The 22,698-nt window shown below is 72.7% G+C and carries 16 protein-coding genes; 11 read left to right on the top strand and 5 right to left on the bottom strand.

All coding sequences use genetic code 11. The annotated features are described in order from the left end of the window. Positions 1–1,422 carry an NAD(P)/FAD-dependent oxidoreductase gene (locus SL103_RS27660; protein WP_069571639.1) on the top strand — a complete coding sequence of 474 codons (1,422 nt, stop codon included), beginning with the start codon at positions 1–3 and terminating at the stop codon, positions 1,420–1,422. 124 nt (positions 1,423–1,546) lie between these two features. On the opposite strand, the gene SL103_RS27655 is transcribed toward SL103_RS27660, so the two are convergent. After that, positions 1,547–2,290 (bottom strand): phosphatase PAP2 family protein, encoded by a 744-nt coding sequence (locus tag SL103_RS27655; protein ID WP_244304062.1) that lies wholly within the window; start codon positions 2,288–2,290, stop codon positions 1,547–1,549. A 565-nt stretch (positions 2,291–2,855) separates the two neighbouring features. Then, positions 2,856–4,205, bottom strand: coding sequence for a 4-aminobutyrate--2-oxoglutarate transaminase (gene gabT / locus SL103_RS27650; RefSeq protein ID WP_069571638.1), 1,350 nt, complete (start codon positions 4,203–4,205; stop codon positions 2,856–2,858). Between the two features lie 341 nt (positions 4,206–4,546). Here gabT and SL103_RS27645 point away from each other — a divergent pair, with 341 nt between their 5' ends. The 10 genes from SL103_RS27645 to SL103_RS27595 all read left to right on the top strand — a co-directional run bounded on the left by SL103_RS27645 (position 4,547) and on the right by SL103_RS27595 (position 20,546). Then, positions 4,547–7,036, top strand: a complete 2,490-nt coding sequence (locus SL103_RS27645) for an ATP/GTP-binding protein (RefSeq protein WP_069571637.1) — start codon at positions 4,547–4,549, stop codon at positions 7,034–7,036. A 248-nt stretch (positions 7,037–7,284) separates the two neighbouring features. After that, positions 7,285–8,946 carry a PucR family transcriptional regulator gene (locus SL103_RS27640; RefSeq protein ID WP_069571636.1) on the top strand — a complete coding sequence of 554 codons (1,662 nt, stop codon included), beginning with the start codon at positions 7,285–7,287 and terminating at the stop codon, positions 8,944–8,946. Positions 8,947–9,191: 245 nt separating this feature from the next. Continuing rightward, positions 9,192–10,652, top strand: a complete 1,461-nt coding sequence (locus SL103_RS27635) for an aldehyde dehydrogenase family protein (RefSeq protein ID WP_069571635.1) — start codon at positions 9,192–9,194, stop codon at positions 10,650–10,652. A gap of 540 nt (positions 10,653–11,192) precedes the next feature. Beyond that, entirely contained in the window at positions 11,193–13,112 is a 1,920-nt protein-coding gene (locus tag SL103_RS27630; protein WP_069571634.1) for an acyl-CoA dehydrogenase family protein, read from the top strand. A gap of 112 nt (positions 13,113–13,224) precedes the next feature. Beyond that, positions 13,225–14,490: a 1-deoxy-D-xylulose-5-phosphate reductoisomerase gene (dxr, locus tag SL103_RS27625; protein ID WP_069571633.1), complete on the top strand. Its 1,266-nt coding sequence runs from the start codon at positions 13,225–13,227 to the stop codon at positions 14,488–14,490. Then, the gene (locus SL103_RS27620) at positions 14,487–15,788 is read left to right on the top strand and encodes a M50 family metallopeptidase (RefSeq protein WP_069571632.1); all 1,302 of its coding nucleotides are present in this window, start codon (positions 14,487–14,489) and stop codon (positions 15,786–15,788) included. Before dxr ends, SL103_RS27620 begins: the two co-directional genes overlap by 4 nt. A 172-nt stretch (positions 15,789–15,960) precedes the next feature. Next, positions 15,961–17,118, top strand: a complete 1,158-nt coding sequence (ispG, locus tag SL103_RS27615) for a flavodoxin-dependent (E)-4-hydroxy-3-methylbut-2-enyl-diphosphate synthase (RefSeq protein ID WP_069571631.1) — start codon at positions 15,961–15,963, stop codon at positions 17,116–17,118. A 197-nt stretch (positions 17,119–17,315) separates the two neighbouring features. Next, a complete protein-coding gene (locus SL103_RS27605; protein WP_069571629.1) occupies positions 17,316–18,161 on the top strand; it encodes a GNAT family N-acetyltransferase in 846 nt (281 codons plus the stop codon). Between the two features lie 48 nt (positions 18,162–18,209). Beyond that, the gene (locus SL103_RS27600) at positions 18,210–18,746 is read left to right on the top strand and encodes a GNAT family N-acetyltransferase (protein WP_069571628.1); all 537 of its coding nucleotides are present in this window, start codon (positions 18,210–18,212) and stop codon (positions 18,744–18,746) included. A 90-nt stretch (positions 18,747–18,836) separates the two neighbouring features. Further along, entirely contained in the window at positions 18,837–20,546 is a 1,710-nt protein-coding gene (locus SL103_RS27595; RefSeq protein ID WP_069571627.1) for a proline--tRNA ligase, read from the top strand. A 54-nt stretch (positions 20,547–20,600) separates the two neighbouring features. On the opposite strand, the gene SL103_RS27590 is transcribed toward SL103_RS27595, so the two are convergent. From SL103_RS27590 to SL103_RS27580, 3 genes are all read right to left on the bottom strand, one after another. Continuing rightward, complete coding sequence (locus SL103_RS27590) at positions 20,601–21,512, bottom strand: aminoglycoside phosphotransferase family protein (protein WP_069571626.1); 912 nt, start codon at positions 21,510–21,512, stop codon at positions 20,601–20,603. 86 nt (positions 21,513–21,598) lie between these two features. Further along, the gene (locus tag SL103_RS27585; RefSeq protein ID WP_079146016.1) at positions 21,599–22,126 is read right to left on the bottom strand and encodes a ferritin-like domain-containing protein; all 528 of its coding nucleotides are present in this window, start codon (positions 22,124–22,126) and stop codon (positions 21,599–21,601) included. A gap of 66 nt (positions 22,127–22,192) precedes the next feature. Next, positions 22,193–22,696, bottom strand: coding sequence for a hypothetical protein (locus SL103_RS27580; protein WP_079146015.1), 504 nt, complete (start codon positions 22,694–22,696; stop codon positions 22,193–22,195). Positions 22,697–22,698 lie beyond the last annotated feature (2 nt).

The following is a 22,698-nucleotide window of genomic DNA, read 5'->3' as shown; positions in this document are numbered from 1 at the left end:
ATGGCACGAGCTGCCATGAACGCCCCGTCCCCCGTCCACGCGCTCGCGGACGCCGCCCCCACCCCCTTCTGGCTGGACGACCCGGCCCGCCCAGACGCCCGGCCGGCCCTGATCGGTGACGAGACCTGCGATCTGCTGGTCGTCGGCGGCGGCTACTCGGGACTGTGGACCGCACTGATCGCCAAGGAGCGCGACCCGCAGCGCGACGTCGTGCTCGTCGAGGGCGCGGAGATCGGCTGGGCCGCCTCCGGACGCAACGGCGGCTTCTGCGCCGCCTCCCTCACCCACGGCCTCGGCAACGGACTGGCCCGCTGGCCCGGCGAACTCGCCCGGCTCGAAGAGCTGGGCATCCGCAACCTCGACGCCATCGAGGAGGCGGTCGCCCGCTACGACATCGACTGTGCCTTCGAGCGCACCGGCGAGATCGACATCGCCACCGAGCCGCACCAGATCGCCGAACTGGAGGAGGCCGCCGAGGACGCCGCGAAGCTCGGCCTGGACCGGCACACCTTCCTCGACCGGGACGCACTGCGCGCCGAGGTCGACTCGCCGACCTTCCTCGCCGGCCTGTGGGACCGCGACGGCGTCGCCATGCTCAACCCGGCCCGCCTCGCCTGGGGCCTGAAGCAGGCGTGCCTCGGCCTCGGCGTCCGCATCTACGAGCGCACCCGCGCCACCGCGCTCGCCGCCGAAGGCACGGGCATGGCCGTTCGCACCCCGTACGGGCGGGTCTTCGCCCGTCGGGTCGCGCTCGGCACCAACGCCTTCCCCTCACTGGTCAAGCGGGTCCGCCCGTACATCGTCCCGGTCTACGACCACGCCCTGATGACCGAGCCGCTCTCCGACGAGCAGCTCGCAGCCATCGGCTGGAAGAACCGCCAGGGCCTCTCCGACAGCAACAACCACTTCCACTACTTCCGCATCACCGCCGACAACCGCATCCTGTGGGGCGGCTACGACATCGTCTACCGCTACGGCGGGGGCGTACGCGCCGAGTTCGACCACCACCCGGCCACGTACGAGAAGCTCGCAAGGCACTTCTTCCGCTGCTTCCCGCAGCTGGAGGGGTTGCGCTTCACCCACAGCTGGGGCGGCGCGATCGACACCTGCGCCCGCTTCTCGGCGTTCTTCGGCACCGCGCACGCCGGCCGGGTCGCCTACGCCGCCGGCTACACCGGGCTCGGCGTGGGCGCCACCCGCTTCGGTGCCGACGTGATGCTCGACCTGCTCGCCGGCGAGCGCACCGAGCGCACGGAACTGGAGATGGTGCGCAGCAAGCCCCTGCCGTTCCCGCCCGAGCCGCTGCGCTGGGCCGGCATCGGCATCACCCAGTGGTCGATGACCCGCGCCGACACCCACGCGGGGCGCCGCAATCTGTGGCTGAAGGCCATGGACAAGGTGGGGCTGGGCTTCGACAGCTGAGAAATCGGAGCGCGCGGGGGCGGGCGGCACTCGGCCGCCCGCCCCCGCGCGCCGGTACACGTCACCCTGAGGACTGCCCGCCGCCGGACCCCGGCCCGGACCGCCGCCCGTCCCCGTCAGAGGCTCAGGTACGGCACCGCGCGGGTCGTCCGTCGTCGCCGGGCACTGCGGCGCCGCGCTCCGCGGTCCGGCCGCTTCCGGTACCCGGGTCCGCCCGCCGTCCGCCGCCCGTCCCCGGGCCCCACCGCCCGCACACCGCGCACCACGCCGCGAGCAGTACCCCGGCCAGACACCAGCTGCCGAGCACGTCCAGCGGCCAGTGATAGCCGCAGCGGACCAGGCCGACGCCCACGCCCAGCTCGGCCACGATCACCCCGGCCACCAGCACGGCCACCGCCGCCCCACGGCCCCGGCGGTGTTCTTCCCGGCCCGCCGGCCCCCTGAGCACCAGCAGCGCGGCCACGCCGTACGCGACCGCCGCGGTGGCCGCGTGCCCCGACGGATAGAACCCGTCGTGCGCCCCGCCGGCCATCCGCGGCGGGCCCGGCCGGGCGAGCCAGAGCTTGAGCGGGACGACGAGGGCGGGCACCGCGGCGAGGGCGGCCCCGGCGGCGAGCGGCGGCAGCCACCACCGACCGCGTACCTCGTCGTCCACCGCTTCGCGGCTCCCGCGACGCCACCCTTGTCCGCCCCGCCACCCGGCCCACACCATCACCAGCAGGAGCACCGGCAGCGCGACGGCCGTATTGCCGAGGTCCGCGAGGAAGTGCGCCGCGGAGGACGGGAATCCGCTGCCGGCGACGGTACGGCCCAGCCGCTCGTCGAGCGTGCGCAGCGGCCCGTGGCCCGCCACCTGCCAGGTGAGCACCGCGAACAGCAGCGCGCTGACGAGAGCGACGGCCAGGGGGCGGGCGCCGTATCGCCCGGGGTGGCCCGGCCGGCGCGGGAAAAGGGTCGGCCGCCTCGGAACAGGGGGGGTGGTTCCGAGGCGGCCGTGGTGACCGGTGTCCCGCGCGCCCCGGGGGGTGTGGGGCGGGCGGACATCCGATCGGTGAGGATTCCCGGAGCCCCCTCTGCGAGGGGTCCCGGTGTTGTGCGCGAGGGCACGACCTGATCGGAGCCGGGGAAGCGCCGACCGGGCGTCGCCCGCAGTCCCCTGCGGGCGGGGTGTTTCTCTCATCTGCAGAAACCGTACGGCACAGGGAGCGCACCGGACAGCCGCATCACCCGGCCGCCATTGGCCCCGCACATCTTCTTCACTCGCCGCCTCCAGCTACGCGCGTCCGGCCCCACCGGCACACCCGGCGGACCGGCCGGAGGGCGGGCACACACGGGCGCGGCCCAGGGCTCGACCGTAGTCGCACCCCGGGCCGCGCCGGCAGGCGTGCCGCGAGAACCCCGCAGCCCACCCGGATCGTCACTCAGCTCATCGCTCAGATCTTGGTGAACGCCGCCTCGAGGATGTCCAGGCCCTCGTTGAGCAGGTCCTCACCGATGACCAGCGGCGGCAGGAAGCGCAGCACGTTGCCGTACGTACCGGTCGTCAGGACCAGCAGGCCCTCCTGGTGGCACGCCTTCGCGAGGGCGCCGGTGGCCTCCGGGTTGGGGTCCTTGGAACCGGACTTCACCAGCTCGATCGCGATCATCGCGCCCCGGCCGCGGACCTCGCCGATGATGTCGTACTTCTCGGCCATCGCGTTGAGGCGGGCCTTCATGACCTCGCCGATCCGCAGCGCCTTGCCGTTGAGGTCCTGCTCGCGCATGGTCTCGATCGAGCCGAGCGCGGCGGCGCAGGCCACCGGGTTACCGCCGTAGGTGCCGCCCAGGCCGCCCGCGTGCGCGGCGTCCATGATCTCCGCGCGACCGGTCACGGCGGCCAGCGGCAGACCGCCGGCGATGCCCTTCGCCGTCGTGATCAGGTCCGGCACGACGCCCTCGTCCTCACACGCGAACCACTGACCCGTACGGCAGAAGCCGGACTGGATCTCGTCCGCGACGAAGACGATGCCGTTCTCCTTGGCGAAGTTCGCGATCGCCGGGAGGAAGCCCTTGGCCGGCTCGATGAAGCCGCCCTCACCGAGCACCGGCTCGATGATGATCGCCGCGACGTTCTCCGCGCCGATCTGCTTGGTGATCTGCGAGATGGCCTGGTCGGCGGCCTCCTGCGCGCAGTTCTCCGGGCCGGTCAGCCAGCGGTAGGGGTAGGCCACCGGCACGCGGTAGACCTCGGGCGCGAACGGGCCGAAGCCGTGCTTGTACGGCATGTTCTTGGCGGTGAGCGCCATCGTCAGGTTCGTCCGGCCGTGGTACCCGTGGTCGAAGACGACCACGGCCTGCCGCTTGGTGTACGCCCGCGCGATCTTGACGGCGTTCTCGACGGCCTCCGCGCCCGAGTTGAACAGCGCCGACTTCTTCGCGTGGTCGCCCGGCGTCAGCTCGGCGAGCTGCTCACAGACCTCGATGTACGGCTCGTACGGCGTGACCATCACACAGGTGTGGGTGAACTCGGCGAGCTGCGCGCTGGCCCGGCGGACGACCGCCTCCGCGCTGTTGCCGACCGAGGTCACCGCGATGCCCGAGCCGAAGTCGATCAGGGAGTTGCCGTCCACGTCCTCCAGGACGCCACCGCCCGCGCGCTTGACGAAGACGGGCAGTACGGCACCGACGCCACTGGCCACCGTGGCCTGCTTACGGGCCCACAGCTCCTGCGACTTCGGGCCGGGGATCGCGGTGACGACGCGACGCTCCTGGGGGAGGCCGGGGCCTCCGGACAGTTCGGTCATGGCAGTCTCCTGAGTGGGACGGGAACGTACACCGGTCTCGTACGGAGGTCTCCTGCTGAGGTCCTCCTGCCGAGGGCTCGTGCAGAGGTCTTGTACAGAGGTCTTGTTCTCGCAGGTTAGGGGCGGCCGGGCGGGTCTGGCATGTTCCGTTCGGGAGAAGTGCGCGTGTTGCCTTGTCCGCACCGGACATAGCGACGGACCACGGCCAGTAGATTGAGCGACGGCGTGCCCGGCACCGGAGGGCACGAGCGCGGGCATGACAATGGCAAGGCGGCCGGCCCCACCCCCGGTCGCCTCGACAACGCACCAGGCCACGGCTCAAGGGGGACAAGGGGCACCGGATGGACACCGAGGGCACGCACGACGCACGTAACACCCACTCCGACCACATCCCACGGCCGGCGGCGCCCCCGAACCCCCCACCGCGGCCCAGTGTGCCGCCGCGGGCCTCCGGTTCGTACGGCCTGAGCAGTGGAGCGACGACGGCGGGTGCAGCAGGGCGGGGCGGCGGCGTTCCACAGTCGCCCTTCATGGCCTGGCTGGGGACTCCGCGCGTGCTGGCGGGCCCAGGCGTCTGGGCTTTCGACCACAAACCCAAGCCGAAGGAGAGGCCGCAGGAAATCGCGGTGCCGCAGCTCATCGCCGGAGCGGTCGTCTCGTTCCTGTGCGCATGGCTGATCTGGTCGCTGCTGATGAACGGCTATCTCGGCCCTTACTGGAAGTGGCCGCGCGAGGTGATGCTGCCCGATTCATGGAAGACGGGCAATGCCAACATCATCACGTCGTTCGTCTACATGGCGCTCATTCTCGGCGCGATCATCGCTGTCTTCGGACGGGTGGGGCGATGGCCCGCACTCTTTCGGCGGCTGATCTCCCCCGTGGCGAACCGTGTGTGGAACAGGCTGCCTTCGTGGCTGGCGCCCAAGGAGCCCAGTGCGCTCCCCGGGGGGCAGCTGGTCGCGCGAGCCGTTCTGACCCTGGCGCTCGTCTGGTTCCTCTGGCAGTGGTGCATCGACAAGTCGACCGACTCCTCCCTCTTGATGTTGCAGTTGGAGAACCTGACTCCGGCCTCGGGAGACGGTGCGTCGTACTTCTACTACGCCACCAGCTATTCGCTCATCGATCTCGGTGTGCTTCTTGCCCTCTTCAGCAGGTTCGCCTGTCTTCCCGAGCTCCGGCGCCGCTATGTCTCTCCGGGCCGCACCCCATCCGATCCCGCCTTGACACCCGAAAACGGGGCCCGGCTGCTTCAGGTGGACCAGGCCGAATGGGCCGATCTTCGTGCGGCAGGCGCTCCCGAGGCTGCCGACCGCCTGGCATCCGAGGCGCGATCCGGGCTGATGAACGATGTCGATCACACGCGGATTGCCCGTGCCTGGCAGTCCGTACGTGCGCAGCCGAGCCGGCTGCCGGCATTCATCGACAGCGTGCGGAAAGCAGGGGCCGCTGCCTGTCTCCACCCGTCCGGGGCCCGTGACCTGCCGTCACGCATCGCGCGGCACGACTTGCTGACCTCCCAGGTGCGCATCGGCACCGCCTCCGAGGACGTACGCAACCCGTATGACCGTCGGGGTACGGGCTTCGCGCTCGAACCGGATGTTCTTGGCACCTCGCTGTTGGCGCTCGGTCCTGCCGGTTCCGGCAAGACCGCCCGCCTCGTCCGGCCGCTGGTGGAGACGCTGTGTCTGCAGGCACTCGCCGGACGTGCCGCGGTGGTATCCGTCGGGACGGCTGGTTCGGTGTCGGCGCCCGACGACACGTTCGACGCCGTTATCCGGATCGGTCAACGCGATGCGGACTGCGACCTGGACCTCTACGGCGGGACGACGGACGCTGACGAAGCGGCCGCGATCCTGGCCGAGGCGCTGGTGGGGGACCTGGTGGCCACGATGTCCGGCGGAGACGGGCGGCGGGCGGTGACCGTGCTGGGACAGTTGCTCGGGCCGTTCCAGGTCGCCAACGGGCGTTTCCCCGGGGTGTCGGAACTCAGGGAGTTGCTGGACGGATCCCAGGAGGCGATGGAGGGCCTGCGAGCCACGCTGCGGGCGGCAGGGGAGGGCAGCGCGCTGCGGGAACTGGCCGCCCGGGAGCGGCAGGCGGAACGGCCGGGCGACCCGGGTGTGATGCTCGCCGACCGGATCGCTCTGCTGGACCGGCCGGCATTCGCGGACTTCTTCGACCCGAGCGGGCGTTCGCGGCAGGTGTCGCTGCGCTCCCTGGACCACCCGCTGCGGGTGCGGATCGATCTGCCCGAGCGTGGGCACGCGGACGCTTCGCGTATTTTGGCGCGGTTGGTGCTGGCCCAGTTCACGGAGTGCGCGGTTGCGCGGACAGACCGTTCGGTCTTCGCCTGTCTGGTACTTGACGATGCGTCACATGTGGTCACGCAGGAGGCGCTGCGTGGACTGCAACGGCTGCGGACGGCGAACGCGGGGGTGGTGTTGACCATGCGAGGGCTGGACGAGGTCCCGGAGTCGCTGCGTGGTGCGCTGCTGGGGGCGGTCGGCTGCCGGATGGCGTTCGCGGGCGTGACGGTCTGGGACGGGGCGCGGTTCGCCGAGGTCTGGGGCAAGGCGTGGGTGGAGACCAGAGACGTCACCGACCGGCAGATCGTTTCCGACGAGCCGTTCACCAAGGTCATGCACTCGATCCGACGACTGGTCACGGGCAAGAACGTGACCGCGAAGGCGGTGACCGTGCGGACGGTGGAGCGGGAGCGCTGGTCGGCATCGGAGCTTGCCAACGCGGTACCCCCCGGCCATGCGGTGCTGTCCGTGACGTCCGTGACCGGGGAGGCGGCACCCCCCGTCCTCGTGGACCTGCGACCCTGACGCTGGGGTCGGGCGGGCACCCGCCTCCGACAGCCGTGCCAGCCCCCCCGCGTCCCCCGCTCGCCAGTGTCGCCCCGGGCTGCGGGGGGCGCCGCTCCGGCATGGAGGCGGAGAAGGTTTGTCCGGTGTGGAGTGCCCCGGATTCCTCCGTTGAGGCAGAATCGACACGGGCCGTTCATACGGGGCGGCGCAAACCATCGGTCGGCGTCCGGTGCTCGGGCGCAGTCGTCGAAGCCATCGAAGGTCTCATGCCGCACACCCTCGCTTCCCTGGTCAACCACACCGCGCTCAAGCTGACCGTGCTCGCGGGGGAGGAGCGGCTGGACGTCCCGGTGCGGTGGGCGCACGCCAGTGAGCTGATCGACCCGGTGCCGTACATGGAGGGCGGCGAGCTGCTCCTGATCACCGCGCTCAAGCTGGACGCGGAGGACCCGGAGGCGACCCGCAGGTACGTGCGGCGGGTCGCGGAGGCCGGGGTGGTCGGGCTGGGGTTCGCGGTCGGGGTGAATTACGAGGACGTTCCCGACGCGCTGGTCGAGGCGGCGAGGGAGCAGGGGCTGCCGTTGCTCGGGGTGCCCCGCAGGACGCCGTTCATCGCGATCAGCAAGGCCGTCTCGGCCTCGGTGGCCGCCGACCAGTACCGCGCGGTGACCGCGGGCTTCGAGGCGCAGCGGGAGCTGACCCGGGCGGCGCTCAGCGCGGAGGGGCCCGCCGAGCTGCTGGCGCGGCTCGCGGCACACCTGGACGGCTGGGCGGCGCTCTACGACGCGTCGGGGGCCGTGGTGGCCGCCGCTCCCGACTGGGCGGCGCGGCGGGCGGCCCGGCTCTCGGAGGACGTGGCGCGGCTGCGGGAGCGGCCCGCGCCCGCCAGCTCGGTGGTCAGTGACACGGACGGCGACGACCGCGTGGAGCTGCAGTCACTGGGTACGGGGCGCCGCGCGCGCGGGGTGCTGGCCGTCGGGACGGGGGCGCGGCTCGGTACGGCCGAGCGCTACGCCGTGCACTCCGCGGTCGCGCTGCTGACGCTGACCACCGAGCGGTCCCGGTCGCTGCAGGACGCCGAGCAGCGGCTGGGCGCCGCGGTGCTGAAGATGCTGCTGGCGGGGGAGCCGGACCACGCGCGGGCGGTGGCGGGGCGGCTCTACGGAGGGCTGCTGGACGCGCCGTTCCGGGTGGTGGTGGCGGAGCCGGTGGCGGGTGAGGAGCCGGCGTCGGCGGGCGGGGCGTCCCCGGCCCGCGGAACGGGCGCGGCGGGGGCGCTGGAGGCGCTCACCGACGCGATGGACTCCGCGGCCGCGCGGACCGGTGAGGCGGTGCTCGCGGTACCGGACGGCGGCCGGCTGATCGTGCTGGTCGCGGACGGCGGGGCGGCCGCCGACGCCTGTGCCGCGTACGCCGCCGAGGCCGAGGCCCGCTCCGGGGCGCAGGCGGGGCCGCGCGGCCGGGCGGCGCGTCAGGAGGCGGCGAACGGCGGTGCCGGGGTGGCGGTCGGGCTGTCCGCGCCGACCGGACCGATGGCCGCCGCCAACGCCTACCGGCAGGCCGAACAGGCGCTGTCGGTGGCCCGCCGGCGCGGCCGGGTGCTGGTCGAGCACGAGGACGTGGCGGCGGGATCGGTGCTGCCGCTGCTCGCCGACGATGCGGTGCGAGCCTTCGCGGACGGGCTGCTGCGGGCACTGCGCGAGCACGACGCGACCGGCCGCGGTGATCTGGTCGCGTCGCTGCGCGCCTGGCTCGCCCGGCACGGCCAGTGGGACGCGGCCGCCGCCGACCTGGGCGTACACCGGCACACGCTGCGCTATCGGATGCGGCGGGTGGAGGAGATCCTGGGCCGCTCGCTGGACGACGCGGACGTACGGATGGAGCTGTGGCTGGCGTTGAAGGCGACGGCGGGCGGGACGGCGGACTGACGCCGACCGGCAGCGACAAGCCGGGAGCGACAAGGGGGGCGGCCTCGTCGCCGGGCGACGGGGGCGCGGCGCGGGTCGGAGCGCCCCTCCACCGCGGAGGGGCCCGCCCCCGCATTTCTACGCTTCGGACAAACGCCATGGCGCCGCCGCACCCCTACCGTGGGGGCAGAGTCAAAACCGCAGAGCCGCTCGCTGAGCCATGCCCATGCGCACCACCCACCACTTCTGAAGGGCCGGGTTCCACTGTGCCGATCCACACTGATGCAGCCCCCACCGCCTTCTGGCTCGCCGGCCGCAAGGCCACCGGCGACGCCACCTTCGATGTCACCTCCCCCTGGGACGGACGTCTCGTCGGCACGGTGAGCATTCCCACCGAGGCCCAGGTCGAGGAGGCCGTCGCCGCCTCCGTCGCCGTCCAGGAGGAGTTCGCCGCGACCCCCGCCCACGTGCGGGCCGCCGCCCTGGATCACGTGCAGCGCCGGCTGGTGGAGCGCACGGAGGAGATCGCGCAGCTGATCTCCGCGGAGAACGGCAAGCCCATCAAGTGGGCGCGCGGTGAGGTCGGCCGCGCCGTCTCGGTGTTCCGTTTCGCGGCCGAGGAGGCCCGCCGCTTCAACGGCGGCGAGGCGCAGCGGCTGGACACCGACGCGGGCGGCGCCGGCCGGCTCGCGCTGACCCGCCGCTTCCCGCGCGGCACGGTCCTGGGCATCGCACCGTTCAACTTCCCGCTGAACCTGTGCGCCCACAAGGTCGCCCCGGCCATCGCGGCCGGCGCCCCGATCATCCTCAAGCCCGCGCCGGCCACCCCGCTCTCCGGCCTGATCATCGGCGAGCTGCTGGCCGAGACCGACCTGCCGGCCGGTTCCTGGTCGATCCTCCCGGTGACCAACGACCGGATGCCGGCGCTGGTCCAGGACGAGCGGCTGCCGGTCGTCTCCTTCACCGGCTCCGAGAAGGTCGGCTACGCCATCCTCGACTCGGTCCCGCGCAAGCACTGCACCCTGGAGCTCGGCGGCAACGGCGCGGCCGTCGTCCTGCCCGACTGGTCCTCCGAGGCGGACCTGGACCGGGCCGCGCAGCGCATCGCGATCTTCTCGAACTACCAGGGCGGCCAGTCCTGCATCTCCGTGCAGCGGGTCATCGCGGACGCGTCCGTGTACGACCGGCTGGTGCCCAAGATCGTGGCGGCCGTCGAGGCGCAGGTCACCGGCGACCCGTCGGACGACGCGACCGAGGTCGGCCCGCTGGTGAACGAGGACGCCGCCAAGCGCGTCGAGGCATGGGTCGACGAGGCCGTGGAGCGCGGCGCGAAGCTGCTCGCCGGCGGCAAGCGCGACGGCGCCTCCTACGCGCCGACCGTCCTGGAGGACGTGCCCGCCGACGCCACCCTCGCCTGCGAGGAGGTCTTCGGCCCGGTCCTCACGATCAAGAAGGTCGACGGGGTGGACGAGGCGTTCGCGGCCGTCAACGACTCCAAGTTCGGCCTGCAGGCGGGTGTCTTCACGCACGACGTGCAGACCGCGTTCCGTGCCCACCGCGCCCTGGAGGTCGGCGGCGTGGTCATCGGCGACGTGCCGTCCTACCGCGCGGACCAGATGCCGTACGGCGGCGTCAAGCAGTCCGGTGTGGGGCGCGAGGGCGTGCGCTTCGCGATGGACGACTACACCTACGAGCGGGTGCTGGTCCTCACCGGACTGGCGCTGTAAACCCTCCGCGGGACGACGACAACCCTCACGTCACTCCCCGACCCGGTCCGGACCGGTGGACAGCGACGGCCTTCCCTTGGGCCGTATCACCGTCCGGACCCCGGCCGGCGCACCCCCCGGCGCCGGCCCCTGACGCGGCGCGCTCCGGCACCCTGTTTCCGGAGCGCGCCGCGTCCCCCGTTCTCCCCCCGCCCGGCAGCGCAGCCCCCGTGCCGGATCTTGACCGTACGGCGCGGACGCCCGCGGTGCCTCCTGTCGGAGGCGGAGACGCGGGGGTGCCGCAGGGTGGAGAGGCGGCGGTGCGTACAACCAGCGCGGTATGCCGTACCCCCCGAAGGGCCGAGGCCGCCCGGCCGGCCCGGGCATCTGCCGGGACGTATGTCCCGTATGGCCAGGAGACGCCGTCCCGCCCTCCGCGGCCCCGTACCTCCAGTGGTGCAACCCGCGCGGATCGGGTAACTCTCACAAGTAGCGCTGTTCCAGCGGCCCGACCGGCCCGCCGGCGCAGAACTCCCGATTCCGCGGCGAGGTGAGCTCCTGATGACCGCTCCATCCATCCGCAACGTCTCCGAGCGCGAAGCACGCCAGGTCGCCGAGGCGGCCCGTGAGCAGGACTGGCGCAAGCCCAGCTTCGCCAAGGAGCTGTTCCTGGGGCGCTTCCGGCTCGACCTCATCCATCCGCACCCCACGCCGGCGATCGATGACGTGCGCCGCGGCGAGAAGTTCCTCGCCACGCTGCGGGAGTTCTGCGAGACGGAGATCGACGGCGCCCGGATCGAGCGTGAGGGACAGATCCCGGACGAGGTCGTCGACGGGCTCAAGGATCTCGGTGCGCTCGGCATGAAGATCGACCCGAAGTACGGCGGCCTCGGGCTCACCCAGGTCTACTACAACCGCGCCCTGTCGCTGGTCGGCTCCGCCAGCCCCGCCGTCGGCGCGCTGCTCTCCGCGCACCAGTCGATCGGTGTGCCGCAGCCGCTGAAGCTGTTCGGCACCCAGCAGCAGAAGGAGACCTTCCTGCCGCGGCTGGCCCGTACGGACATCTCGGCGTTCCTGCTGACCGAGCCCGACGTCGGCTCGGACCCGGCCCGGCTCGCGACCACCGCCGTGCCGGACGGCGAGGACTACGTCCTCGACGGGGTGAAACTGTGGACCACCAACGGCGTGGTCGCCGACCTGCTGGTGGTCATGGCGCGGGTACCCGCCTCCGACGGCCACAAGGGCGGCATCACCGCCTTCGTCGTCGAGGCCGACTCGGCCGGCATCACGGTCGAGAACCGCAACGCCTTCATGGGCCTGCGCGGCCTGGAGAACGGCGTCACCCGCTTCCACCGGGTCCGGGTCCCCGCGGCGAACCGCATCGGCCCCGAGGGCGCCGGCCTGAAGATCGCCCTGACCACGCTCAACACCGGGCGGCTCTCGCTGCCCGCGATGTGCGTCGGCTCCGGCAAGTGGTGCCTGAAGATCGCCCGCGAGTGGTCCGCGGCCCGCGAGCAGTGGGGCCGGCCGATCGCCAAGCACGAGGCCGTCGGCGCCAAGATCTCCTTCATCGCCGCCACCACCTTCGCCCTCGAAGCGGTCGTCGACCTCTCCTCCCAGATGGCCGACGAGAACCGCAACGACATCCGCATCGAGGCCGCGCTCGCCAAGCTCTACGGCTCCGAGATGGGCTGGCTGATGGCCGACGAGCTGGTCCAGATCCGCGGCGGCCGCGGCTTCGAGACCGCCCCCTCGCTCGCCGCCCGCGGGGAACGCGCCGTACCGGCCGAGCAGATGCTGCGCGACATGCGCATCAACCGGATCTTCGAGGGCTCGACCGAGATCATGCACCTGCTGATCGCCCGGGAGGCGGTGGATGCTCATCTGTCCGTCGCCGGCGACCTCATCGACCCCGACAAGAGCCTCGCCGACAAGGGCAAGGCGGCCGCCAAGGCGGGCCAGTTCTACGCCCGCTGGCTGCCCAAGCTGGTCGCCGGACCCGGTCAACTCCCGCGCACGTACCAGGAGTTCGGCCGGCTGGCCGGTCATCTGCGGTACGTCGAGCGGACCTCGCGCAAGCTCGCCCGCTCCACCTTCTACGCGATGTCCCGCTGGCAGGGCCGGATGGAGACCAAGCAGGGCTTCCTCGGCCGGATCGTCGACATCGGCGCCGAGCTGTTCGCGATGAGCGCCGCCTGCGTACGCGCCGAGTACCTGCAGGAGACCGGCGACCACGGCCGCGAGGCGCAGCAACTGGCCGACGTGTTCTGCCGGCAGGCCAGGATCCGGGTCGAGGAGCTGTTCGGCCGGCTGTGGACCAACACCGACGAACTCGACCGCAAGGTCGTCTCCGGGGTCCTCGACGGCAGCTACACCTGGCTGGAGGAGGGCATCGTCGACCCCAGCGGCGAGGGCCCCTGGATCGCCGACGCCACCCCGGGCCCGAGCGGGGCGGACAACGTCCGCCGCCCGATCCGCTGAGCCGCTCCGCGACCGCGCGCCGCGGGGCCCGTACGGCGAAGATCCGCCGTACGGGCCCCGCTCCGCGCCCTCCGTGTCCACGCCACCCCGGCGACCGGCCACAATGGACCGCATGACGGACTCCCTCGCCCATCCGCACCTGCGCTTCGAGCCGGCCTCCGGCGCCCCCGACGGCCCGCGCGGCATCGTGATCCTCGGCTCCACCGGGTCGATCGGCACCCAGGCGATCGACATCGTGCGGCGCAACCCCGACCGCTTCCGGGTGACCGCGCTCTCCGCCGCCGGCGGGCGGACCGACCTGCTGGCCGAGCAGGCGCACCAGCTGCGGGTGGACACTGTGGCGGTGGCGCGCGAGGACGCGCTGCCGGCCCTGCGCGCGGCGCTGGCCGAGCGGTACGGCGCGGGCGAGCCGCTGCCCGAGATCCTGGCCGGCCCCGACGCGGCCACCGAGCTGGCCGCCTCCGAGTGCCACACCGTCCTCAACGGCATCACCGGCTCCATCGGCCTCGCGCCGACCCTGGCCGCCCTGAAGGCCGGCCGGGTGCTGGCGCTCGCCAACAAGGAGTCGCTGATCGTCGGCGGCCCACTGGTCAAGGCCGTCGCGAAGCCCGGCCAGATCATCCCCGTCGACTCCGAGCACTCCGCGCTCTTCCAGGCCCTGGCCGGCGGCGAGCGCGCCGAGGTCCGCAAGCTCGTCGTCACCGCCTCCGGAGGCCCGTTCCGCGGCCGTACGAAGCGCGAGCTGGCCGAGGTCACCCCCGAGCAGGCGCTGGCCCACCCCACCTGGTCCATGGGCCCGGTCGTCACCATCAACTCCGCGACCCTGGTCAACAAGGGCCTGGAGGTCATCGAGGCGCATCTGCTCTTCGACGTCCCGTTCGACCGCATCGAGGTCGTCGTCCACCCGCAGTCCTACATCCACTCGATGGTGGAGTTCACCGACGGCTCCACCCTCGCGCAGGCCAGCCCGCCCGACATGCGGATGCCGATCGCGCTGGGGATCGGCTGGCCCGAGCGGGTCCCGGACGCCGCCCCGGGGGTGGACTGGACCACGGCCCGGACCTGGGAGTTCTTCCCGCTCGACGCGTCCGCCTTCCCGTCCGTCCCGCTGGCCTGCCACGTCGGCGAGCTGGGCGGTACCGCGCCGGCCGTCTTCAACGCCGCGAACGAGGAATGTGTTGACGCATTCCTCAAGGGCGGACTGCCGTTCACAGGGATTGTGGATACGGTCGCCGATGTGGTCGCTGAACACGGTAAGCCCGCCCGGGGAACTTCCCTGACCGTCGCGGACGTCCTGGAAGCGGAGACCTGGGCGCGCGCCCGCGCCCGCGAACTGGCCGCCCGTGCGGCACGGACACCCTCGGAGGCTCGCGCATGACGACCTGGATGACCATCCTCGGCATAGTCGTCTTCGTCGTCGGCCTGCTGTTCTCCATCGCCTGGCACGAGCTCGGCCACCTCTCGACGGCCAAGATGTTCGGCATCCGCGTGCCCCAGTACATGGTGGGCTTCGGGCCGACGATCTTCTCCCGCCGCAAGGGCGACACCGAGTACGGCATCAAGGCCATCCCGCTCGGCGGCTACATCCGCATGATCGGGATGTTCCCGCCCGGCGACGACGGAAAGCTGCAGGCCCGCTCCACGTCACCGTTCCGCGGGATGATCGAGGACGCCCGGTCGGCGGCCTTCGAGGAGCTGCAGCCCGGCGACGAGAAGCGGCTCTTCTACACCCGCAAGCCGTGGAAGCGCGTCATCGTGATGTTCGCGGGGCCGTTCATGAACCTGATCCTCGCGGTCGTGATCTTCATGAGCGTGCTGATGGGCTTCGGCATCAACACCCAGACCACCCAGGTCGGCTCCGTCTCGGACTGCGTCATCTCGGCCGCCGCCAAGACCGACAAGTGCCCGCAAGGCGCCAAGGACTCCCCGGCCAAGGCCGCGGGCCTGCGGGCCGGCGACAAGATCGTCTCGTTCAACGGGCACGCCGTCCCCGACTGGGGCACCCTCCAGCAGCAGATCCGCGACACCACCGGGCCCGCGACGCTGGTCGTCGAGCGGCACGGCGCGCGCCGGACGCTGCACGCCGACCTGATCGAGAACAAGGTCGCCAAGACCGACGGGCACGGCGGCTACCTCCCCGGGCAGTTCGTCACCGCCGGCTTCCTCGGCTTCACGCCCGCCAGTGGCGTCGTCCAGCAGTCCTTCGGCCAGTCCGTCGACCGCATGGGCAACATGGTCGAGCAGGGCGTCTCGTCCCTGGTCAACCTGCCCGCCAAGGTCCCGGACCTGTGGAACGCGGCCTTCAACGGCGGCGAGCGCAAGCAGGACTCCCCGATGGGCGTGGTCGGCGCCGCACGGGTCGGCGGTGAGGTCTTCTCGCTGAACATCCCGCCGGAGCAGCGGGTCGCGACGATGCTCTTCCTCGTCGCGGGGTTCAACCTCTCGCTGTTCCTGTTCAACATGCTGCCGCTGCTCCCGCTGGACGGCGGGCACATCGCCGGCGCCGTGTGGGAAGCCATCCGCCGGGCCTTCGCCAAGATCGTCCGGAGGCCGGACCCCGGCCCCTTCGACGTGGCCAAGCTCATGCCGGTCGCCTACGTCGTCGCCGGGATCTTCATCTGCTTCACGCTGCTGGTGCTCGTCGCTGACGTGGTGAATCCGGTGAAATTGACCTGAAAGAAGGTTTGGCGACGGCCGGGCACCTCCGTGGCGTTTGGAGGTGTCCGGCCGTCCTCTTTCGGGGGTCCGCGGGGGCGCGATGTGCCTATCGCAATACCGGTGCCGTAATCTCGAAACCCGGAGCCCGCCGATTCGGGACCTTGATCCACACCTTGGGGTTGCTCGCCAGATGACTGCCATTTCACTGGGAATGCCGGACGTACCGACGAAGCTGGCCGACCGCCGGGTCAGCCGCAAGATCCACGTCGGTCCGGTCGCCGTGGGCGGAGACGCACCGGTCTCGGTGCAGTCGATGACGACCACGCGGACGTCCGACATCGGCGCCACGCTGCAGCAGATCGCCGAGCTGACGGCCTCCGGCTGCCAGATCGTCCGGGTCGCCTGCCCGACCCAGGACGACGCCGACGCCCTGCCGGTGATCGCCCGGAAGTCTCAGATTCCGGTCATCGCGGACATCCACTTCCAGCCGAAGTACGTCTTCGCCGCCATCGACGCCGGCTGCGCCGCGGTCCGCGTGAACCCCGGCAACATCAAGCAGTTCGACGACAAGGTCAAGGAGATCGCGAAGGCCGCCGGGGACGCCGGCACCCCGATCCGCATCGGCGTGAACGCCGGCTCCCTCGACCGCCGCCTGCTGCAGAAGTACGGCAAGGCCACCCCCGAGGCGCTGGTCGAGTCCGCGCTGTGGGAGGCGTCCCTCTTCGAGGAGCACGGCTTCCGCGACATCAAGATCTCGGTCAAGCACAACGACCCGGTCGTGATGGTCAACGCCTACCGCCAGCTCGCCGCCCAGTGCGACTACCCCCTCCACCTCGGCGTCACCGAGGCCGGCCCCGCCTTCCAGGGCACGATCAAGTCCGCGGTCGCCTTCGGCGCGCTGCTCAGCGAGGGCATCGGCGACACCATCCGCGTCTCGCTCTCCGCGCCGCCCGCCGAGGAGGTCAAGGTCGGCATCTCCATCCTGGAGTCGCTCAACCTCCGCCAGCGCCGGCTGGAGATCGTCTCCTGCCCGTCCTGCGGCCGCGCCCAGGTCGACGTCTACAAGCTCGCCGACGAGGTCACCGCGGGCCTGGAGGGCATGGAGGTGCCGCTGCGCGTCGCCGTCATGGGCTGCGTCGTCAACGGCCCCGGCGAGGCCCGCGAGGCCGACCTCGGCGTCGCCTCCGGCAACGGCAAGGGCCAGATCTTCGTCAAGGGCGAGGTCATCAAGACCGTCCCCGAGTCGAAGATCGTCGAGACCCTGATCGAAGAGGCCCTGAAGATCGCCGAGCAGATGGAGAAGGACGGCGTCGCCTCCGGCGAGCCGGTCGTCACCGCCGCCGGCTGACCAGCCGCCCGCCCACCGCTTCCGAGCCCCGCCGCCCGCCCCGGGCCGCGGGGCTCACGGCTTCCCCGGCCGGTGCCGCCCCCTCCCCGGCGTTCGCCGCCCCCGCGGGCCGGGTGCTCCCGCGCGGGTGGAGGTAAAGTGCCAGGACCTGCTCCCGCCTGGCCTCCCAGGCCCGTACCGGTGAGGCATTCCGAGACGTGCTGACGACCCCCGCCATCAAGGTCCTCGAGCCCGGGGAACTCGACGACGCGCTCGCGGTGCTCGACCGCGACCCGGTCGCCAACGCCTTCGTCGCCGCCCGCGTCCAGATCGCCGGCCTCGACCCCTGGCGGCTGGGCGGCGAGATGTGGGGCTGGTACGCCGACGGCCGCCTGGAGTCCCTCTGCTACGCCGGCGCCAACCTCGTCCCCGTCTGCGCCACCCCCGAAGCCGTCCGCGGCTTCGCCGAGCGCGCCCGACGGCAGGGCCGCCGCTGCTCCTCCATCGTCGGCCCCGCCGGACCCACCTCCGAGCTGTGGTCGCTGCTGGAGCCCGCCTGGGGACCGGCCCGCGAGATCCGCGCCCACCAGCCCCTGATGGTCACCACCGCACCGTCCGCCGAGATCGCCCCCGACCCGTACGTCCGGCGCATCCGCAAGAACGAGATGGACCTGATCATGCCGGCGTGCGTGGCCATGTTCACCGAGGAGGTCGGCATCTCCCCGATGGCCGGCGACGGCGGTCTGCTCTACCAGGCCCGCGTCGCCGAACTCGTCGGCGCCGGCCGCTCGTTCGCCCGCGTCGAGGACGGCAAGGTCATCTTCAAGGCGGAGATCGGCGCCGCCACCCAACGGGCCTGCCAGATCCAGGGCGTCTGGGTCGACCCCGCCTACCGGGGCAAGGGCCTGTCGGAGACCGGCATGGCCGCCGTGCTGCGCTACGCGCTCAGCGATGTCGCCCCGGTCGTCAGCCTCTACGTCAACGACTTCAACACCGCCGCCCGCGCCTCCTACCGCAGGGTGGGCTTCGAAGAGGTCGGCGCGTTCATGAGCGTGCTGTTCTGACCCGCCGCGGGCGTACTGTTCCGGCCCGCGGCCTTGTACGCTCCGACCATGGATGACGTCGCGGTCGGCCCCCTCGATCTCGCTGCCCGCGTGGACGACGCGCTCGCCGTCCAGGCGCTCGCCTTCGGACTGAGCGACGACGAGATCGCCGTGCGCCGGCACATCGTCCTGCGGCACTTCGGCTGCCCCGGCGCCCGCGCCCTCGGCGCCACCACCCCCGCGGGCCGGCTCATCGGCTTCGTCTACGGCATGCCCAACGACCGCACCCACTGGTGGTCCACCGTCGTCGAGCCGTACCTGCGCAGCCAGGGCATCGACCACTGGCTCGACGACTCCTTCACCATCACCGAGCTGCACGTCCACCCCGCCTACCAGGGCCGGGGCATCGGACGGTCGCTGATCACCCGCATCACCGACGAGGCGACCCAGCCGCGCTCCATCCTGTCGGCCATCGACGTGGAGAGCCCGGCCCGCGCGCTGTACCGCTCGCTCGGCTACCGCGACATCGCCCGCCGGGTGCTGTTCCCGAGCGCGCCGACGCCGTACGCCGTGATGGGCGCGCCGCTGCCGCTCAAGCGCCACTGAGCGCCCGCCCGGGCCGCAACCCATTTCCGTGTGCCGCGCCCGGGCGGCTAACCTCCAGGGAGTCACCTTTCTTACGCAGGAGAAACTCCCATGGCCAACGCCGCACAGGTCCAGCGCATGTCCCGCTTGATGATCAAGACACTGCGCGACGACCCGGCCGACGCCGAGACCGCCAGCCACAAGCTGCTCGTCCGCGCCGGGTACGTCCGCCGCTCCTCCGCCGGCATCTGGACGTGGCTGCCGCTGGGCATGAAGGTCCTGGAGAACGTCTCCCGCGTCGTGCGCGAGGAGATGGACGCGATCGGCGGCCAGGAAGTCCTGCTGCCGGCCCTGCTGCCCAAGGAGCCCTACGAGACCAGCGGCCGCTGGGAGGAGTACGGGGACCTGCTCTTCCGCCTCAAGGACCGCAAGGGCGCCGACTACCTCCTCGGCCCCACCCACGAGGAGATCTTCACCCTCACGGTCAAGGACCAGTGCACGTCCTACAAGGACCTGCCGGTGATCCTCTACCAGATCCAGATCAAGTACCGCGACGAGGCCCGCCCCCGCTCCGGCGTGCTGCGCGGCCGCGAGTTCCACATGAAGGACTCGTACAGCTTCGACACCACCGACGAGGGCCTGGCGCAGTCCTACGCGCTGCACCGCGAGGCGTACCAGAAGATCTTCCAGCGCCTGGGCCTGGACTACCGCATCGTCTCCGCCGTCTCCGGCGCGATGGGCGGCTCCGCCTCCGAGGAGTTCCTGGCGCCCGCCGCGGCCGGCGAGGACACCTTCGTCGACTGCCCGAGCTGCGACTACGCCGCCAACACCGAGGCCGTCACGGTCAAGGTCGAGCCCGCCGACGGCGCTGCCCACGGCCCCGTCGAGGAGCTGGACACCCCCGACACCCCGACCATCGAGACGCTCGCCGAGCACCTCGGCGTACCGGCCTCCGCGACCCTGAAGAACCTGCTGGTCAAGGTCGACGGGGAGATCGTCGCGGTGGGCGTGCCCGGCGACCGCGAGGTCGACCTCGGCAAGCTGGGCGAGCACCTCGCGCCGGCCACCGTCGAGCTGGTCACCGCCGAGGACTTCACCGACCGCCCGGAGCTGGTCCGCGGCTACGTCGGCCCGCAGGGCCTGGCCGGCAAGGCGTTCCGCTACCTCGCCGACCCCCGCGTCGCCCCCGGCACGGCCTGGATCACCGGCGCCAACAAGGAGGGCAAGCACGCCCGCAACGTCGTCGTGGGCCGGGACTTCGAGGTCGACGACTACCTCGACGTGGTCGTCGTCGAGCCCGGTGACCCCTGCCCGAAGTGCGGCACCGGCCTGAAGATCGACCGCGCCATCGAGATCGGCCACATCTTCCAGCTCGGCCGCAAGTACGCCGACGCCTTCGAGCTCGACGTCCTCGGCCAGAACGGCAAGCCGGTGCGGGTCACCATGGGCTCGTACGGCATCGGGGTCTCCCGTGCGGTGGCCGCGCTCGCCGAGCAGACCCACGACGACAAGGGCCTGTGCTGGCCGCGCGAGATCGCGCCGGCCGACGTGCACGTCGTCGCGGCCGGCAAGGCCACGCAGACCGAGCTCGCACTGGAGGTCGGCGAGCGGCTCGGCGCCGCGGGCCTGCGGGTGCTGGTCGACGACCGCGCCGGCGTCTCGCCCGGCGTGAAGTTCACCGACGCCGAGCTGCTGGGCATTCCGACCATCGTGGTCGCCGGCCGTCGCGCCGGCGAGGGCGTCGTCGAGGTCAAGGACCGCCGCACCGGCGAGCGCGAGGAGCTCACGGTCGAGGAAGCGGTCGCGCGACTCGGCGCCTGAGTCACCGCGAACGGGCCGGCCGGGGAACGCCCCGGCCGGCCCGTTCGCGTTCGCTTACAGCCAGGCCGCGAACTCCAGCAGCAGTTCGCCGCGCTGACGGTCGCCGGCGGCGACCTCACGGACGCCGGTGTCCACCGCCCGGTAGAGTGTCCAGTCGCGCAGCCGGTCGCGGTCCACCTCCAGGGCGTCGGCGAGCTTGGCGACCCGGCGGCGGGCCGCGGCGGCCGCGCCGGAGCCGGCCATCACGTCCTCGAACCGGTCCAGCACCAGCGCCGCCAGGTCGTACGCCCGCTCGCCGACCACCGGCGCGGGCCCGGTCGCCAGCCACGGCGCCCGCTCGCCGGCCAGCACCTTGCCCTGCCGGAAGGCACCGTGCAGCAGGAACTCCTCGTCGGAGCCGGCCGGCAGGGCGCGGCGCAGCTCCAGCGCCTCGTCCACCAGCGGCGCGGCCGCCCGGACGTTCGCCCCGGCGGTCCGCAGCGCCTCCGCCGCGTCCTCCGTACGGCCGGCCACGGTCTCGAACGGGTGCCCCGCGCCGGGCGGCACCCACAGCCGGCGCACCGTGCCGGCCGCCTCCAGCAGCGCCTTGGCCTCCGGCAGGGAGCGCAGCGACACCGCGCTCCGGAGCCGCTCCAGCAGCAGCGCGCCGCTGCCGTCGTCGGAGCGCAGCAGCCGCACCGCGCCCCAGCCGTCCCACACCGTCAGCGCGGCCGCCTGCTGCGCGGAGCCCGCGCCCGGCACCGGCAGCTTCAGCGCCGCCGGGGTGCCGTCCTGCTGCCGCACGAGCGCGACCAGGCTGCTGCGGCCACCGGGCGCGTGCACCCGCTCCAGCGTCAGCTCCCAGGCGTCCAGGCGCTGCTGAACCAGCGTCGGCAGTGCCCGCAGCCACTCCTGTGCGGCGCTGTCCGGATCGCTGCTCAGCGAACTCACCAACCGCTGCGGCGGTTCGATGGGTGCCGTTGCCATGGTCGAGCTGTCCCTTCAAGTGCGGCGGACGCGCGATCCCGCGCCCGCCCACCACGTCGTCCTGGGCGAAGGCCCCCGGCGGTCGGTCAGAGTGCGCCCGCGGAAGCGTCCTCGGAGCCGGCCGGAGCGGCCGCCGCGGCCCGCTCCACGAGCCCAGGGAAGGCTACGCCGCTGCCGCGCCAGCGCACCGCCCGCACCGCGGCCTCCCGCAGCGCGCCGGCCGCCTCCCGCCGCCGCGCCCGGCCGCCGGCCCGTACGAGGTCGGCGTAGACGGCCGCCAGCCGGTCCTCCAGCTCCGCCGCCAGCCGGACCGCGGCGGCCGCGTCCGGAACCGGGAACGGCAGCTCGTACGCGGCGGCCGCGGCCTGGGGGGTGCCGCCCAGGTCGCGCACCTCCCGGTGCAGCGCGTCCCGGCGCGCGCGATGCGCGTCGTACGCCGCCAGCGCCTCCGCGCGCCGGCCGGCGGAGATCCGGCCACCGACCACGCCGTACCCGTAGACCGCGGCGTGCTCGGCGGCCAGTGCCGCCTGTACCGCCGTCATCTCGTCCGTGCCGTCCGCGTCCTCCGCGTCGTCCCGCTTCTTCATCGCCTGGTGAGCCGTTTGCGTGCTCATGGGTGCGCCCCTTCGCTGGTCGGTGCCGTGCGTCGTGCCGTGCCGGGTGCCGTCGTCCGGCGGACGTCACCCGGCCGGTTCGGCGAGCAGGTACGCGTGGGCCGCGCCGGCCGCGGCCACCGAGGCGAGCAGCCGGGCCAGCTCCGGCGGCGCGGCGAGCAGTTCCTGGGTCCGGACGTCGGCGAGCTTGCGCTCCGCCTCGGCCAGCGCGCTCCGGGCGGCCTTCTCGTCGTGCGGCACGGCGGGCGTGGCGGCCTCGTGCGCCCGGCCCTTGGCGGGGGAGCCGCTGGGGGACGGGGCGGCACGGTGCTCGGTGAACGCCCGGGCGTGCCGGGCGACTTCGGAGCGCAGCGGGCGCAGCCGTTCCGCCAGCGCGGGGTGGGCGGCCAGCGTCGCGTCGTAGCGCGCCAGCAGGGCCGTGCTGTCGCGGGCGGAGCGCTCGCGCAGTCGTTCGGCGGCGGAGGAGTCCTCGCCCCGGTCGGGGCCGTCGTTCGAGGAGCATCCGGTGAGCAGCGCCGCGCCCCCGAGGGCGGCGCCGGCCAGCAGGGTCCTTCTGCGTGAGAGCGCCACTT

This window comes from Streptomyces lydicus (genome assembly GCF_001729485.1).
GTDB classification, from domain to species: Bacteria; Actinomycetota; Actinomycetes; order Streptomycetales; family Streptomycetaceae; genus Streptomyces; species Streptomyces lydicus_D.
This window is presented reverse-complemented; position numbering and strand designations above follow the sequence as displayed.

Bases quoted from the DNA above. Each gene is read 5' to 3' on its own strand.
- SL103_RS27640 (WP_069571636.1), top strand. From the start codon at position 7,285: ATGCCGCACACCCTCGCTTCCCTGGTCAACCACACCGCGCTCAAGCTG.
- SL103_RS27630 (WP_069571634.1), top strand. From the start codon at position 11,193: ATGACCGCTCCATCCATCCGCAACGTCTCCGAGCGCGAAGCACGCCAG.
- SL103_RS27590 (WP_069571626.1), bottom strand. From the start codon at position 21,512: ATGGCAACGGCACCCATCGAACCGCCGCAGCGGTTGGTGAGTTCGCTG.
- SL103_RS27600 (WP_069571628.1), top strand. From the start codon at position 18,210: ATGGATGACGTCGCGGTCGGCCCCCTCGATCTCGCTGCCCGCGTGGAC.
- SL103_RS27585 (WP_079146016.1), bottom strand. From the start codon at position 22,126: ATGAGCACGCAAACGGCTCACCAGGCGATGAAGAAGCGGGACGACGCG.
- SL103_RS27620 (WP_069571632.1), top strand. From the start codon at position 14,487: ATGACGACCTGGATGACCATCCTCGGCATAGTCGTCTTCGTCGTCGGC.
- SL103_RS27595 (WP_069571627.1), top strand. From the start codon at position 18,837: ATGGCCAACGCCGCACAGGTCCAGCGCATGTCCCGCTTGATGATCAAG.
- gabT (WP_069571638.1), bottom strand. From the start codon at position 4,205: ATGACCGAACTGTCCGGAGGCCCCGGCCTCCCCCAGGAGCGTCGCGTC.
- ispG (WP_069571631.1), top strand. From the start codon at position 15,961: ATGACTGCCATTTCACTGGGAATGCCGGACGTACCGACGAAGCTGGCC.
- SL103_RS27660 (WP_069571639.1), top strand. From the start codon at position 1: ATGGCACGAGCTGCCATGAACGCCCCGTCCCCCGTCCACGCGCTCGCG.
- dxr (WP_069571633.1), top strand. From the start codon at position 13,225: ATGACGGACTCCCTCGCCCATCCGCACCTGCGCTTCGAGCCGGCCTCC.
- SL103_RS27645 (WP_069571637.1), top strand. From the start codon at position 4,547: ATGGACACCGAGGGCACGCACGACGCACGTAACACCCACTCCGACCAC.